The sequence below is a fragment of the Nitrogeniibacter mangrovi genome (genome assembly GCF_010983895.1).
GTDB lineage: Bacteria > Pseudomonadota > Gammaproteobacteria > Burkholderiales > Rhodocyclaceae > Nitrogeniibacter > Nitrogeniibacter mangrovi.
This window is the reverse complement of the sequence record NZ_CP048836.1, coordinates 2,765,330-2,779,576: the sequence shown is the minus strand read 5'-3', so window position 1 is coordinate 2,779,576 and position 14,247 is coordinate 2,765,330. Positions and strand designations below refer to the sequence as shown.

Annotated in this window: 17 protein-coding genes; 7 read left to right on the top strand and 10 right to left on the bottom strand. The window is 71.0% G+C overall.

Going from position 1 to position 14,247, the window contains the following annotated elements; genetic code table 11:
- Positions 1 to 10 precede the first annotated feature (10 nt).
- The 5 genes from G3580_RS12880 to G3580_RS12860 are packed head-to-tail and all read right to left on the bottom strand — an operon-like array spanning position 11 to position 3,122.
- On the bottom strand, positions 11 to 568 hold the full coding sequence (locus G3580_RS12880) for a VOC family protein (RefSeq protein ID WP_173766108.1): 558 nt from the start codon (positions 566 to 568) through the stop codon (positions 11 to 13).
- Positions 565 to 978, bottom strand: a complete 414-nt coding sequence (locus G3580_RS12875) for a hypothetical protein (RefSeq protein WP_217424488.1) — start codon at positions 976 to 978, stop codon at positions 565 to 567. The genes G3580_RS12880 and G3580_RS12875 overlap by 4 nt, the downstream gene beginning before the upstream one ends.
- Positions 975 to 1,418, bottom strand: coding sequence for a GNAT family N-acetyltransferase (locus G3580_RS12870; RefSeq protein WP_173766107.1), 444 nt, complete (start codon positions 1,416 to 1,418; stop codon positions 975 to 977). Before G3580_RS12870 ends, G3580_RS12875 begins: the two co-directional genes overlap by 4 nt.
- Positions 1,397 to 2,224 (bottom strand): metallophosphoesterase family protein, encoded by an 828-nt coding sequence (locus G3580_RS12865; protein ID WP_173766105.1) that lies wholly within the window; start codon positions 2,222 to 2,224, stop codon positions 1,397 to 1,399. Before G3580_RS12865 ends, G3580_RS12870 begins: the two co-directional genes overlap by 22 nt.
- Positions 2,217 to 3,122: a diacylglycerol/lipid kinase family protein gene (locus tag G3580_RS12860; RefSeq protein WP_173766103.1), complete on the bottom strand. Its 906-nt coding sequence runs from the start codon at positions 3,120 to 3,122 to the stop codon at positions 2,217 to 2,219. Before G3580_RS12860 ends, G3580_RS12865 begins: the two co-directional genes overlap by 8 nt.
- A 91-nt stretch (positions 3,123 to 3,213) precedes the next feature.
- Here G3580_RS12860 and G3580_RS12855 point away from each other — a divergent pair, with 91 nt between their 5' ends.
- A complete protein-coding gene (locus G3580_RS12855; protein WP_173766101.1) occupies positions 3,214 to 4,518 on the top strand; it encodes a hypothetical protein in 1,305 nt (434 codons plus the stop codon).
- Positions 4,519 to 4,592: 74 nt separating this feature from the next.
- Here G3580_RS12855 and G3580_RS12850 read toward each other — a convergent pair whose 3' ends face one another.
- Entirely contained in the window at positions 4,593 to 5,042 is a 450-nt protein-coding gene (locus G3580_RS12850) for a DUF3429 domain-containing protein (RefSeq protein WP_173766099.1), read from the bottom strand.
- Between the two features lie 107 nt (positions 5,043 to 5,149).
- On the opposite strand from G3580_RS12850, the gene G3580_RS12845 reads away from it, so the two are divergent.
- Genes G3580_RS12845 through G3580_RS12835 form a run of 3 tightly spaced genes read left to right on the top strand, consistent with a single transcriptional unit; the run spans position 5,150 to position 8,353 of the window.
- On the top strand, positions 5,150 to 6,685 hold the full coding sequence (locus G3580_RS12845) for an FAD-binding domain-containing protein (RefSeq protein ID WP_228720658.1): 1,536 nt from the start codon (positions 5,150 to 5,152) through the stop codon (positions 6,683 to 6,685).
- Positions 6,682 to 6,828: a DUF2256 domain-containing protein gene (locus tag G3580_RS12840; RefSeq protein ID WP_173766097.1), complete on the top strand. Its 147-nt coding sequence runs from the start codon at positions 6,682 to 6,684 to the stop codon at positions 6,826 to 6,828. Before G3580_RS12845 ends, G3580_RS12840 begins: the two co-directional genes overlap by 4 nt.
- Positions 6,821 to 8,353 carry a cryptochrome/photolyase family protein gene (locus G3580_RS12835; RefSeq protein WP_173766096.1) on the top strand — a complete coding sequence of 511 codons (1,533 nt, stop codon included), beginning with the start codon at positions 6,821 to 6,823 and terminating at the stop codon, positions 8,351 to 8,353. The genes G3580_RS12840 and G3580_RS12835 overlap by 8 nt, the downstream gene beginning before the upstream one ends.
- Before the next feature lie 15 nt (positions 8,354 to 8,368).
- Here the strand turns inward: G3580_RS12835 and G3580_RS12830 are convergent, their stop codons facing one another.
- Together G3580_RS12830 and G3580_RS12825 are read right to left on the bottom strand one after the other, a co-directional pair.
- Positions 8,369 to 8,755 carry a BON domain-containing protein gene (locus tag G3580_RS12830; RefSeq protein WP_173766094.1) on the bottom strand — a complete coding sequence of 129 codons (387 nt, stop codon included), beginning with the start codon at positions 8,753 to 8,755 and terminating at the stop codon, positions 8,369 to 8,371.
- Between the two features lie 100 nt (positions 8,756 to 8,855).
- Complete coding sequence (locus tag G3580_RS12825) at positions 8,856 to 10,403, bottom strand: SLC5 family protein (protein WP_173766092.1); 1,548 nt, start codon at positions 10,401 to 10,403, stop codon at positions 8,856 to 8,858.
- A gap of 203 nt (positions 10,404 to 10,606) precedes the next feature.
- On the opposite strand from G3580_RS12825, the gene G3580_RS12820 reads away from it, so the two are divergent.
- From G3580_RS12820 to G3580_RS12810, 3 genes are read left to right on the top strand one after another with little or no spacing between them, the layout of a single operon-like run.
- On the top strand, positions 10,607 to 12,319 hold the full coding sequence (locus tag G3580_RS12820; RefSeq protein WP_173766090.1) for an AMP-binding protein: 1,713 nt from the start codon (positions 10,607 to 10,609) through the stop codon (positions 12,317 to 12,319).
- Positions 12,303 to 12,569 carry an acyl carrier protein gene (locus tag G3580_RS12815; RefSeq protein ID WP_173766088.1) on the top strand — a complete coding sequence of 89 codons (267 nt, stop codon included), beginning with the start codon at positions 12,303 to 12,305 and terminating at the stop codon, positions 12,567 to 12,569. Before G3580_RS12820 ends, G3580_RS12815 begins: the two co-directional genes overlap by 17 nt.
- The gene (locus G3580_RS12810; RefSeq protein ID WP_173766086.1) at positions 12,569 to 13,096 is read left to right on the top strand and encodes a GNAT family N-acetyltransferase; all 528 of its coding nucleotides are present in this window, start codon (positions 12,569 to 12,571) and stop codon (positions 13,094 to 13,096) included. The genes G3580_RS12815 and G3580_RS12810 overlap by 1 nt, the downstream gene beginning before the upstream one ends.
- Before the next feature lie 19 nt (positions 13,097 to 13,115).
- Here G3580_RS12810 and G3580_RS12805 read toward each other — a convergent pair whose 3' ends face one another.
- Both G3580_RS12805 and G3580_RS12800 read right to left on the bottom strand, forming a co-directional pair.
- Positions 13,116 to 13,697: a DUF6151 family protein gene (locus G3580_RS12805; protein ID WP_173766084.1), complete on the bottom strand. Its 582-nt coding sequence runs from the start codon at positions 13,695 to 13,697 to the stop codon at positions 13,116 to 13,118.
- 28 nt (positions 13,698 to 13,725) lie between these two features.
- Positions 13,726 to 14,232: a metallophosphoesterase family protein gene (locus G3580_RS12800; RefSeq protein WP_228720657.1), complete on the bottom strand. Its 507-nt coding sequence runs from the start codon at positions 14,230 to 14,232 to the stop codon at positions 13,726 to 13,728.
- Between the last annotated feature and the right edge of the window lie 15 nt (positions 14,233 to 14,247).

Sequence of the window (14,247 nt, the reverse complement as noted above, 5' to 3'; positions counted from 1 at the left end):
GTACCCGCCACTACCCCTGGTCCAGATCGCGCCGCGACGGCAGGCGCCGCATCATCTCCTGCGCCGGATGGCGCTGCCATTCCGGATGCTGCTTGCGCAAGGCGCGCACCGCCCGCAGGGTCGCGAGGATGTCCCATGGCATGGGAATGCGCGGGGTGTAGGCCAGCTCCCAGCGAATCCCGGTCGGATCGACGAAGAACACCGCGTAGTAACCCGGCGCGTAGATCGGATAGGCGCTCGGCGGGTCGGTGACGGTGATGCCTTCCTTGCGCAGGAAGGAGGTATGGAACGCGTCCACCTCCCGCTTGCTGCGGGCCCACAGGGCGATGTGGTGGATGCCGGTCGCATGGTCGGACGGCGTCAGCGTGCTGCCTTTGGCAGCCGGCTGGATGCCGATGTAGCTGTGCGGCAGCGGGAAGCGCGCCATGTAGTAGGTGGAGCGGTACCCCACGTCCAGCGTCCAGAAGCTCTTGTAGCCCAGCCAGCCGAACATGCGGTCGTAGAAGCGGATCGAGTTCTCGTAGTCGAGGACGGAGAACTCGACGTGATGGACACCGCGAAATCTCATGGGCCGGGTCCTTTGGGTTGGAGACGGAAGAACAGAGAGGGCGCCAGCGCGACCCACAGCAACAGCAGGACCCAGATCCGTCCGGCCGACAGGTCGTAGTTGGCGAGCAGGGCCGACCACGGATGGCCGGCGACGAAATGGAAAAACAGACACTCGAAGGCGACGGTCAGGCTCATCCAGAACACGCCGATGGCCAGCGCCGCCCGGTCGGACGCGGGCGGATGGCGGCGGCAGAAGCCCCACATGAGCGCGCCGAGCAGGACCATGCCGATGGCGGTGGACAGCTGGTGGGCGGCCAGTTCGCTCATGCGGTCGCCATAGAGCAGATCGCGCGCGCCGCCGTTGGCGATGGCCACGAGCAGCATCAGGCACCACAGGCCGACGTGCCGCAGGCCGATCGGGCGCTTCATGGCAAGGCCCGCGCCAGCACGCCCTGCGCCTTCTCGTCGGCAAAGCCCAGGCGCCGGTAGAACCGGTGCGCATCCGCGCGGACCACGTTGGAACGCACGCGCACCGTGTCCAGGCCCTGCGCGCGCGCCCAGGCCACCGCCGCGTCCACCAGCCGTTCGCCAAGCCCGGCGTTGCGGTGGCCGGCGTCGATCACCAGCGCGGCGATCTCGGCGAACGGGGGCAGCTCGAGGCGGCGGGCGTGGAGCACGTGGATCCAGCCGACCACCGCGCCGTCGAGGGTGGCGACGCGCACCGCGTTGTCGTCGGGCGCCCGCGCCAGGGCGGCCAGGCGGGTGGCCACCTCGGCGGCCGTTGCCGGGTAGCCCAGCTCGCCCGAGAGGCGGGCGATGGCAGCCGCGTCGCCGGCGCGGGCGGGCCTTATGTCGAGCTGCGTGTCCATCCGTGTGCCTCGCGCGCGAAGGTGTGGTTGGCCTCGGGATGGAAGTGGACGTCGGGGGCGAAGCGGCGCCAGACGGTGGCGTCGATCCGGTCGCGGCTCACATCCATCTGGTGGAAGAAGAAGCCCTCGCCGATGTGGCGGTTCGAGGTGGGCGAGCCGACGCCGAGCCCGACCGCGCAGCGCCCCGAGGCGCCTTCGACGAGCAGGGCTTCGGTGCGGTGCAGGTGGCCCCACAGCAGCACGTCCGCACCGCCATCGTCGATGAGAGCGCGGCGGGCCTCGCGCGCGCCGGCCATGCCGCCCTTGTTGCCCGCCTCGCGGGAGGCGAAGGGGTGGTGGGCGGCGGCGATGCGCAGCTGTTCGGGGGCGGCGGCGGCCAGCCACGCGGCGCTGTCCCGGCACGGTGTGCTGCGCAGCCGTCCGCCGCGCCAGGCGAGCGGGTCGGTGCTGTCGAGCAGGGCGATGCGCAGGCGCGGGTGGTCGAGGCGATCGCGGGTGATGCGGCCGATATGGTGCCGGTAGCGGCGGTGCGGGGTGAACAGGCGGTGCCAGGGGCGGAACAGCGGCATGTCGTGGTTGCCGGGAATGGCCATCCATTCGCACGGCAGGCGGTCGAAGAAGCGCCGCGCGGCGAGGAACTGGCTGTGGCGGGCGCGCTGGGTCAGATCGCCGGTGATGAGGATGAGCGACGGGGCGAGGCTGTCGATGGCGGCCAGCAGCGCCTCGGCCGCGCCCGGGTGCTGGGCCCCGAAGTGCAGGTCGGAGATGTGGACGAGGCGCAGGTGATCGTGCAGGGCACTAGTCATGATCGGGGCGCACCAGTGCGAGCGCATCGGCCTGGTAGCGCAGATGCAGGGGCAGGGGCAGCTTGATGATCTCGCCGTCGAGCGAGATGCGCAAGCGTCGGCGCCGGCGGCGGATGTCCAGGTCCATGGCACCGACGCCGCCGAGCTCGAAATCCGGCGCCGCCGACAGTCGCCCGACCAGGGCGCGCAGGGCGGCCCCGAGCACATGGACGCGCGACTGGTGCTTCATGAGCACGAGGCCGAGGCAGCGCCCGCGACAGCGCTCGGCGAAGGCGGTGTCCACCGCTTCGAGCAGCAGCGGGTTGGCGCCGAAGAACACCGCGTTGGCCCGTACCTGGCGCGAGGCGCCGTCGGCGGCCAGGTGCAGGCGCATGATCGGGTAGCGGTTGAACAGGGTGGCCAGACCGGAGAGCACGGCGGTGACCCGCGAGCGGCCGAGCACCGCGGTGTGGCGTTCGCGCGCGGCGATGATGCGGGTGTACAGGCCGAAGGCGGCGTGGTTGAAGAACAGCAGGCCGTTGATGTCGCCCACCCCGGTGGGCCGTGGGGTGCCGGTGGCGGCCAGGCGCGCGGCGTCGGCGATGTCTTCGGGAATGTCGTGGTAGCGGGCCACGTAGTTGTAGGTGCCGGTGGGGATGATGGCCATCGGCGTGCCGGTGGCGCGCGCCGCCTGGGCGACGCTGCGCACGGTGCCGTCGCCACCGACCGCGACCACCCGGTCGCCGGCCCGGGCCGCGTCGGCGCACACCGCGTCGATGCGTGCGCGCCGCTCGGGCTCGAACCATGCCAGACGCACGCCCGGCGCCTGCAGGTGGGCTTCGATCTGGGCACGCAGGTGGGGCGAGCGGCCGGCGGCCGAGCGCGTGTTGAGCACCACCGCGATCACGCGTGAAGTCATCGTGCGCACTTCCTGATTCGGGTTCGACACGGGACAATACGTCGTGGCGCGCCGTCGCCCGCGTCACATGTCCCTGGAATCATATCGTTTCATGTTCTTGCCCGCTCGCAAACACGCCGACCGCCTCGCCGCCTTCCTCGTCTGCCTCATGGTCCTCATCGCCATCCTGGTCGGCGCCCGCACCGGCGTGCCCGCGTGGCTCGGCGGCGTGGCCGGCTGGGGGGCCCTGGCCCTGCTGTGGCCCGGGCTCGACCACCGGCAGCGGCGCCAGGCGTGGGGGCTCATGGGCATCGGGGTGGCCGCCTTCGTCTGGGCCGGCGTGCGTGGCGGGCAGTGGCCGTGGCTCGGGGTGCTGACCAAGAACATCACCCTGCTGGGCATGCTCGCGGGGGTGAGCTTCCTGCAGCTGATCGGGCTCGGCGAGACCGGCGCGCCGCCACGCGGACGCCGGGCGCTGTGGCAGACCATCCTGGGTGTGCACGTGTTCGGGGCGGTGATCAACCTCTCGGCGGTGTTCATCATGGGCGATCGCATGGGCGGGGGGCGCACGCCGAGCATCCCCCAATTCAGCGCGCTCACTCGCGGCTTTCTCGGTGGGGCCCTGTGGTCGCCGTTCTTCGCCGCCACCGCGGTGGCCATCACCAACGCGCCCGGCGCCTCGCTCGGCGTGGTGGCCGCCTGGGGCGTGCCGCTGGCGCTGGTGCTGATGCTGCTGTCGGGGCTCGACCTGCTGCGCCAGCGCGAGGTGGCGGCCGGCTTCGTCGGCTATCCCATGCGCCCGGCGGCGCTGTGGGTGCCCAGCGCCCTGGCGGGCATGGTGATCGTGGGCCATTGGCTGTGGCCGCACTGGACCACGCTGGCCATCGTCACCCTGGCCGCGCCGCTCATGGCCGCCCTGGTGGTGTTCTCACGCAGCGGCGCGGGCGAGGGGGGCACGCGCATCGCGCGCCACGCCATGCACCGGCTGCCCGCCATGCGCGGCGAGATCGCGCTGTTCCTGGCGGCGGCGGTGTTCGCCACCGGGCTCAACGCCCTGATCGCCTCGGGCGTCGGCTGGCAGCCCATGACCCATGTCGGCGCGCTGGAGGCGTCGCTGGTGCTCGCCGGCATGATCGTCTTCTGCGTGCTGGGCATTCACGCGGTGATCTCCATCACCACCGTGGCGGTGTGGCTGGCGCCGCTGCATCCGGATCCGATGCTCATGGCGCTGGTGTACATGCAGTGCTGGGCGATCGGTCTGGCCGCCAGCCCCATGTCGGGTATCCATCTGGCGCTGCAGGGGCGCTACGGCGTGTCCGCGGTGCACATGGCCCGGGCCAACTGGCGCTATTGCGCCAAGGCCTACGTGGCGGCGGTGGTCACCCTGTTCCTCATGGCGGCCTGGCGCGGCCTCTAGGTCGCGAAGGACTTTGGTGCGCCGGGCCGCGGCGGGTCGCCGTCGCCTTCAGGCCCCGCCGCGTTTCGCGGATGTCACAGGGTCCACAGGGCCGGCAGCGCAATGGCGATGCCGACGGTGGCGCCGGCGGTCAGCTGGCGCCGGAGCGGCAGGTACCAGGCTGGGGCGTTGAGCTCGCCGATGATCAAGTTGTCCTGAACATAGTGGGTCCACAGGCCGACGATGACGATGAGCGCACCGCCCAGGGTGGGGAACATCAGCGCCACCCACGCGATCAGCGCCGGGATCACGCTCCAGAAGTAGGCCCGGGACGCCACGGTCCCCTCCAGGCGCATCGCCAGCCCCCAGTGCAGGGCACCGACGAAGGCCAGAATGACCGCGCCGTAGCTGACCAATGCGGCGTGGACGTCCACCTGATGCTTCCATGGAATGTAGGACAGCAGCCCCATGGCGATGAAGGGGAGTACGCCTGCCAGGCCGAGCGCGCGGGGAAGTCGGTTTCCGGTGTAGTTCAAGGTGATCATGATGCGGTCTCAGTTCAAAAGGTATATTCTTTGTCCTAGACAAAATAGCCAGTCGAGGACCGGGGGTCGATGTCGCCATCCCGGACCCGACCGCTGGAGGCGAGGCCGTGGGCGACATCCAGATTGTCTGGTTCAAGCGGGACCTGAGAGTCCATGACCACCGACCCCTGGTCGAGGCGGCCGCGGCCGGTCCGGTGTTCCCGCTCTACATCATCGAGCCGGGGCTGTGGCAGCAGCCCGAGGCCGCCTTGCGTCAGTGGCGCTTCATCCGCCAGTCGCTTGACGAACTCGACCGGGCGCTCAGGGCGCTCGGTTCGCCCGGGCTCATCGTTCGACAGGGCGATGCGGTCGAGGTGCTCGAGCGGATCCGCGGTCACTTCGGCAAGGCGGCGCTATGGTCTCATGAAGAAACCGGCAATATGTGGACTTTTTGCCGCGATGCAGCAATTTTGGCATGGTGCCGCGCCCACGGCGTGCCCTGGCGTGAATACCGGCAGGATGGCGTGCTGCGGCGTCTGCGCTCCCGCGATGGCTGGGCGGCCCACTGGGCGCGGTTCATGGAGGCGCCGCGGGGGGTGGCGCCGACGCACCTCACCGGCGTGGCCGCGCCGTCCGATCCGCTGCCCTCACGACCCGTCGCGACCCTGAGGGACGATCCCTGTCCCGGCGCACAGCGCGGCGGGCGGGCGGCGGGGCGCCGGCTGCTCGACAGCTTTCTCCACCAGCGCGCCATGGACTACGCGCGCGGGATGTCCTCGCCACGCTCGGCGCCCGAGGCCTGTTCACGCCTGTCGCCGCACATCGCCTACGGCACCCTGTCCATGCGCGAGGTAGTGCAGGCCTTGCGGGCGCGGCGCGAGGCGGTCGGAGCCGATTCGCGCCTGGCCCGCTGGCGACGGCCGCTGGCCGCCTTCGAGGCCCGTCTGGCCTGGCAGAGCCATTTCATGCAGAAGCTCGAATCGGAACCCCGGATGGAGTTTCGCAACCTGCACCCGGCGCTGGGCGAGGCGCGCCAGGCGGTCGACGAGGCCCTCCTGACCGCGTGGGCGAGCGGGCGCACCGGCTGGCCCTTCGTCGATGCCTGCATGCGCATGCTGCACCACACCGGGTGGATCAACTTTCGCATGCGCGCCATGCTCGCCGCGGTCGCCTGCTATCACCTGTGGCAGCCCTGGCGTGCAGCCGGGCTGCATCTGGCGCGGCAGTTCATCGACTACGAACCGGGCATCCACTGGAGCCAGATGCAGATGCAGTCGGGCAGCACGGGCATCAACGCGTTCCGGATCTACAACCCGGTGAAGCAGTCCCGCGATCAGGATCCGGCGGGGGACTTCATCCGCCGCTGGGTGCCCGAGCTCGCGCAGGTGCGCGGCGACTGGATTCACGAACCCTGGCGCATGGATGCCACCTTGCAGGCGCGCGCCGGCTGTCGCATCGGGGGCGACTATCCAGCGCCGATCGTGGATCACGAGCGCGCGGCCCGTACCGCGCGCAACCGGTTGCGCGAGGCTTATCGGGGCGAAGCGTCGCGCCGCGCCAGTGCGGAGGTCATGGCCCGGCATGGCAGCCGCAAGCGCCGGGACGAGGGCGTGCACCAGGCGCGCCCGGCGGTGGACGACGGTCAGCTGGGGTTGTTCGGATGAGCCACCGCAAGCCGAATCTGCCGACCCGCCGCTGTGCGCTCTGCGCCCGGCCGTTCGCCTGGCGGCGCAAATGGGCGCGGGTGTGGGACCAGGTGCGCTATTGCTCCGACGCCTGCCGGCGTCAAAGGGGGCGTCATGACTGAAGGACTGCGTCACCTGGTGGTGGTGTTGGGCGATCAGCTCGACCCGGACAGCGCGGCGTTCGACGGCTTCGATCCGGCCCGGGATGGGGTGTGGATGGCCGAGGTCGTCGAGGAGAGCACCCATGTGTGGTCACACAAGGCGCGCATCGCGCTGTTCCTGTCGGCCATGCGCCACTTCGCCCAGGCGCTGCGTGCGCGCGGCTGGCCGGTCGAGTACCACCGCTTGGGGGCGCATGACTTTCATGGGCTGTCCGCGGCGCTGGCCGACACGCTGGTGCGTCGGCGTCCGGCGGCGATCCGCATGGTCCGCGCGGGCGATTGCCGGGTCGAAGCGGCGATCGAGGCGTGCGCCGTGGCGCAGCAGATACGGGTGGGCCGGGTGCCCGATACGCATTTCATCGCCACCGAGGCCGATTTCGGGCGCTGGGCCGACGGGCGCCGGCAGCTGCGGCTCGAATACTGGTACCGGGCCTTGCGCAAGCGCACCGGCGTGCTCATGGATGGGGCGACGCCCGCCGGCGGCCAGTGGAACTACGATCAGCAGAACCGGGCGAGCTTCGGTGCCGAGGGGCCGGGCTGGGTGCCCGAGCCGGTGCGCTTCATGCCCGACGCCATCACCCGCGAGGTGATCGATCTGGTGGAAGCGCGCTTTCCGACCCATCCCGGATCGCTGCGGGGCTTCGACTGGCCGGTCACCCCGGCACAGGCGGCCGAGGCCCTGGACGATTTCATCACCCATCGCCTCGCGAGCTTCGGCCACTACCAGGATGCCATGTGGACCGATCGGGGCTGGCTCTATCATTCACGGCTGTCGGCGGCGCTGAATCTCAAGCTGATCGATCCGATGACCGTGTGCCGCGCGGCCGAGCAGGCCTGGCGGGCCGGCATGGCGCCGATCGCGGCGGTGGAAGGCTTCGTTCGCCAGATCCTCGGATGGCGGGAGTATGTGCGCGGCCTGTACTGGCGTTTCATGCCCGGCTGGCTCGACGACAACGCGCTCGACGCGCATGTCAGGCTGCCGTCCTTCTTCTGGACCGGGCAGACCGACATGGCCTGCCTGCGCCAGGTGATCGAGCAGACGCTGGCGACCGGCTACGCTCACCACATCCAGCGCCTGATGGTCACCGGTCTCTATGCGCTGCTGCTGGGCGTGGCGCCCCGGCAGGTGCACGCGTGGTATCTGGCCATCTTCGTGGACGCCGTCGAATGGGTGGAACTGCCCAACGTGCTCGGCATGAGCCAGCATGCCGACGGCGGGCGCATGGCCTCCAAGCCCTACGTGGCCAGCGGCAAGTACATCGAGCGGATGAGCAACTACTGCCGGCACTGCCGTTTCGATCCCGGCGAGGCCACGGGGGAGACGGCCTGCCCCTTCACCACGCTCTACTGGGATTTTCTCGCTCGCCACCGGGCCCGGTTCGCCGAGCACCCGCGTCTGGCCCTGCAAGTGCGCAACCTCGATCGCATCGACCCGGACCGGCTCCAGGCGATCCGAGCGCAGGCCGCGGCCTTGCGTGGACAGTGACGCGCGCGGCCGCCCTCAGCGGTCGTAGGGATTGTTCTCGTCCGGCAGCGGCGGGCCGACCTTGAGCCAGCTCTGCACGCAGCGGATGCCGCTGGTCTCGCGGGCGATCTTTTCCGCGGTGCGGATCGCCTCTTGCGAACTCACGTTGCCCGACAGGATGGCCACGCCGCCGGAGACCTTCACGCGGATCTTCTCGCGCAGCAGCGCCTTGTTGAACTGCAGCTTGGCGCCGAGCTGGACGCCCTTGGCGTTGTCGGCGAAGAAGCTGATGTCGTCCGGGCGCACCTCGCACTTGCCGGCGGCCCGGGCGGGTGCGATGCCCAGGCTCAGGGCGAGGCTCAGGGCGAGGCACAGGGCGAGGCCGAAGCGGCGGCGGAAGCGGGAGGTCCGGGCGGTGTCCATGGCGGCGTGTTCTGATGAATGATCGGTACCGTGCATTGCAGCACCGTGCGGCGTGGCCGGCAAGCGGCAAGACGTATCCGTTTTCGTCCGCGCCGGGGTCTCACCAGAACGCGATCACCAGCGCCGCGGTCGCCGCGGTGAGCACGAGCGCGCCGAGGCGCACGTAGGCCGGTGCGGGCGCCACGTGGCGGGCGTCCACCGAAGCGAGCTGGGCGGCGCTTGCGCGGCCGCCGAGCAGCGCCTGCCACACCCAGGCCGCCACCAGGGTGACGCCCAGCAGCACGCCGGCGACGATGGTGAAATGCACCTGCAGCCAGCCCAGCTGGGTGGCGACGAACCAGGCGGCGCTGACCGCATGGCCGGTGATCAGCCCGGCCAGGGCGGCGTTGGCGGTGAGCCGTTTGGAGAGCATGCCGAGCGCGAAGATGGCCACCAGCGGCGAGGTCACGTAGGCGAAGCCCTGTTGCAGGTAGGCGAACAGGCCGGGGAAGCGGTCGATGGCCGGCGCCCACAGGGCGGCGAGCACCATCATGCCCAGGGTGGTGTAGCGCCCCAGGCGGGCCAGGGCCTTGGCGTCGAGGCGGGGGCGGCGCGGCTGTACGAAGTCGCAGATCACCAGCGTGGAGGCCGAGTTGAGCGCCGAATCCACGCTCGACATGATCGCCGCCAGCAGGCCGGCGATCATCAGCCCGGCCAGCCCCGGCGGCGCGAAGGTGCCGATCAGGCGCGGGAACACCGTGTCGGGCCGGTCCAGATCGCTGAACAGCGCCACCGCCATGGCGCCGGGCAGCACCATGAGGAACAGGGGCAGCAGCTTGAGCGCCGCCGCGATCAGCGCGCCGCGCCCGGCAGTGCCGATGTCGCGTGCGCCGAGCAGGCGCTGGCACACGTACTGGTTCATGGTCCAGTAGTAGAAGCCGAGAATCGGCAGGCCCAGCAGCGTGCCCAGCCAGGGCAGGGCGGGGTCGTCCAGCGGGCGGATGAGCGAGAGCTTGTCGGCCGGCACCTGGGCGGTGACCTGTGCCCAGGAATAGTCGAACTGGCCGAACACCAGCACGAACAGGATCGCCGAGCCCACCAGCAGCACCAGCGCCTGCAGCACGTCGGTATAGGCCACCGCGCGCAGCCCGCCGGCGGCCGTGTACAGGCCCGCGAACACCGCCAGCGCCGCGCAGGTGGGGCCCAGGCTCAGCCCCGGCACGAACAGCATCATCACCAGCGCGCCGGCATAGAGGCTGCCGGCGGTGTCGAGCAGCACGCTCAGCAGCAGACTGGTGGCGGACAGGTACTTGCGCAGGCGCGCATCGAAGCGCTGCTCGAGCAGCTCCGGCACCGTGGTGATGCGCCGGCCGATGAGCACCGGCGCCACGAACACCGCCGTGAACACCAGCACCAGCGCCGCCATCCACTCGTAGTTGGCCACCGAGATGCCGGTCGCCCAGGCCGCGCCGGGCAGGCCGATGAGGGTGGTGGACGAGATGTTGGAGGCGAACAGCGACAGGCCGATGACGCCGGCGCCGAGGCTGCGCCCGGCCAGGAACAGCTCGTCGGCATCGGGGCTTTTGCGCGTGACGCGCACACAGACCGCGACGACGACCAGCAGGTAGATCGCCACGATCACGTAGTCGGCGGGGTGGAGAAGATGCATCCGCGAATTCCGTTGTCGTTGTCGTTTTTCGGGGCGGCCCGCAGGCCGCTATTCAGGGAAACATGAGGCGGCACGTGAATGCAAGGGCAGGGCCGATGACGTTTGCGTGGCGGCGCATGCCGCGTCGTTGAGATCGGTCAACCGCCGCGCCGCCGTCTGGTTCACACTACGGACGAGCGCCAAGACGTGGATGCGAGCCCCCCATGCCCAGCCATTCCGTGCCCCGAAATACCCGTGACGAGCCGCCCGCGTGGCAGGCGGCCCGCGAGGCCCTGCGCGGCCCCGGCGGGCAGCTCAGGCTCACGGTGCCGATCGACCGCCAGCCCGCCGCGGCGGTCGCCCTGCGCGTGCGCGGCGACGACGGCGCGCTGCGCGAGATCCGCTACGGTGAGCTGGCCGGGCTGAGCAACCGCTTCGCCCATGTGCTGCAGGACTTGGGCGTGGCCCCCGGCGACCGGGTGTTCGTGATGTTCGAGCGCGTGCCCGAGTTCCCCATCGCGGTGCTCGGCACGCTCAAGGCCGGCGCGGTGGTCGCGCCCCTGTTCGCCGCCTTCGGCCCGGCGCCGATCCGCACCCGCATCCGTGTCGGCCGGGGCGGCGTGCTGGTCACCACCGCGGCGCTCTACCGGCGCAAGCTGGCCGCGCTGCGCGACACCCTGCCCGAGCTGCGCGCCGTGCTGCTGGTGGCCGAGGCGGGCGAGGCCATCGATGTGCCCGGTTGCGAGGATCTGGCCGCGCGCATGGCGGCCGCGGCCGACACCCCGGTCGACGTGCGCACCGGCGCCGACGACCGGGCGTGGCTGCACTTCACCAGCGGCACCACCGGCACCCCCAAGGCGGTGGTGCACACCCACGCGGTGGGCATCAACCTGCTGGCCTCGGCGCGCGCCGTGCTCGAGCTGCGCGCCGGCGACCGCTACTGGTGCACTGCCGATCCGGGCTGGGTCACCGGCACCGCCTACGGCGTGCTGGCGCCGCTGATGCTCGGTGCCAGTTGCCTGATCGACACCGCCGGCTTCGACCCGCAACGCTGGCTCGATCTGCTCGGCGAGGCGGACGTGTCGGTCTGGTACACCACCCCCACCGCGCTGCGCATGCTCATGCACGCGCGGGCGGGAGAGGCGGCGCCGCTACCGCTGCCCCGCCTGCGCGTGGCCGCCTGCGTGGGCGAGCCGCTCAACCCGGAGGTGGTCGAATGGGGGCGCCAGGTGCTCGGCCGGCCGGTGCGCGACACCTGGTGGCAGACCGAGACCGGCGCCATCATGATCGCCGCCGCCGACACCCCGCCCGGCGCCATGGGCCGGCCGCTGGCGGGCATCGAGGCCCACGTGGTGCGGCGGCGTGCAGGCGGGGGCATCGAGCACCTCGACGACCGTGGCGCCGCGCAGGGCGAGCTGGCGCTGGAAGCCGGCTGGCCGGCCATGTTTTGCGACTACCTGGGCGAGCCGGCGCGCTACCGGGACTGCTTCGCCGACGGCCTGTACCTCACCGGCGATCGGGTACGGCGCGATGCCGACGGCGTGTTCTGGTTCATCGGCCGGGCCGACGACATGATCAAGTCGTCCGGCCACCTGGTGGGCGCGTTCGAGGTCGAGCGCGTGCTCATGGCGCATCCGGCGGTGGCCGAGGCCGCCGCCATCGGCGTGCCCGACGCCACCGTGGGCGAGCGCATCAAGGCCGTGGTCACCCTGCGCCCCGGGGCGGTGGCCGGCGAGGCCCTGGCCACCGAGCTGCGCGCCCATGCGCGGCGCCACCTGGGCGCGGCCATCGCCCCCAAGGAGATCGCGTTCGCCGAGCGCCTGCCGCACACCCGCAGCGGCAAGATCATGCGCCGGCTGGTCAAGGCCCGGGAACTCGGCCTGCCTGCCGGCGATCTGTCGATGTTGGAGGATGCCCCGAATGAAAACCCCCGCTGAGATCCGCAGCGCCATCCTCGGCCTGCTCGCGCGCATCGCGCCCGAGGCCGACCTCGCCGAGCTGAAGGGCGACGTGCCCATCCGTCGCCAGATCGACCTCGACTCCATGGACTCGCTCAACGTGATCGCCGGGCTCACCGAGCGCTTCGGCGTCGATGTGCCCGAGAGCGACTACGGCCGCCTGCAGACCGTGGACGACATGGTCGATTACGTGGCCACGCGGCTGGCCGCCGCCAGGGGAGGTGCCTGATGGCCGACTACCCCATCGAGCTGGAACGCACCCGCACCCTGTTCGACGGCCGCCAGGTGCACATCCGCCCGGTGCGCGCCACCGACGCCGCCATGGAGCAGGATTTCGTCCGCCACCTCTCGCCCGACTCGCGCTACGCCCGCTTCATGGCCACGCTCAAGGAGCTGCCCGCGGACAAGCTCAAATACCTCACCGACGTGGACTACGAACACCACCTGGCGCTGGTCGCCACGGTGGAAGACAAGGGCCAGGACATCGAGGTCGGCTCCGCCCGCTACGTGCTCGACCCCAGCGGCAAGAGCTGCGAATTCGCCGTCACCATCGACGACGCCTGGCAGGGCACCGGCGTGGCCGGCATGCTCATGTTCGCCATCATGGACGTGGCTCGCGCCCGTGGCCTCGAATCCATGGAAGGGCTGGTGCTGGCCAGCAACCACAAGATGCTCAAGTTCGCCCGTCAGCTCGGCTTCACCCAGGAGCGGGTGCCCGACGACCCGGGCACCATGCGGGTGTTCCGCAAGCTGTAGGCTCGGCGCCGCGCGCCGCTCAGCGCTCGCCCGGCGCCACGATCTGAGGCGTGCTGAGCGGCTTGCCGTCGGGGTCGAAGAACGGTGACGGGCGGCCTTGCCCCGTCAACTTCCACACCAGCATCTTGCGCACGATCTTCACCACATAGGGAAACAGCGACGACTGGCGTGCGATCGCCTCGGGCAGGGCACCCGTGGCCGATTGGGTGTTCACATACGCCCTGACCGGCCCCAGCGTGGTCTCCGCCGCCGGATCGGCGATGAAGGCGTGGATCAGCCCCACTACCGGGATGCCGCGCGACACGGTATTGCCGATGGGGGTGTTGCAGCACCCGGCGTACCAGCGATACAGCCCCTTCGCGCTCAGCCGCAGGCAGCGGACCCGGTCCTGCCCCTGGTCCAGCCTCAGCCGCGCGGGGGGCAGCTGGTAGATGTCGGTGCCGCCGCAGGCGTCCAGCACCGAGGCCTCCGCCTCGAGCACGCGGGCGAAGGCCTGGCAGTCCTTGCAGTAGCACACCACGCGCGTGCCCTCGCGCGGGTCGATGGACGTGGCCCGTCCCTTCACCTGGCCACAGCGGCAACTCAGTTCGACGTCATGCATACAGATCTCCCAGGGTCGGACGCGTGCCTCAGCGCGCCGGAAATTCGCGCAGGTTCGCCCGCACGCTTGCACCGCTCACGCGAAGTTCCCCTGCCGCGATCGGCAGGCGGAAGCGCCGCCGCCCGGCGCTGCCGGGATTCACGCAGAGCCTCCCGTCCGCCTCCCTCACGGCGGGCCGGTGCGAATGCCCGCACACGACGACCCGCGCATCGCCCGCGGCGGCCGGATCGAGCTCGGCGATATCGTGGAGCACATGCACCCGCAACGTGCCGAGGGTGATCGACACCCGCGCCGGCAGCGCCGCCGCCCAGTCCCCGGAATCGTTGTTGCCCCGCACCGCCGTCAACGGCGCCATGGCCGCCAGCGTCTCGAGAATCGCCGGGTCGCCGATGTCGCCCGCGTGGATGATGTGGTCGCAGCCGGCCAGATAGTCGAGCACCTCGGCGCGGAGCAGACCGTGGGTGTCGGAGATGAGGCCGATGCGCAGGCTGGGTACGTGTGTCACGACGGCGCGGCTTGAGGTGGAAACCGTCAATCTACCGCAATCGGG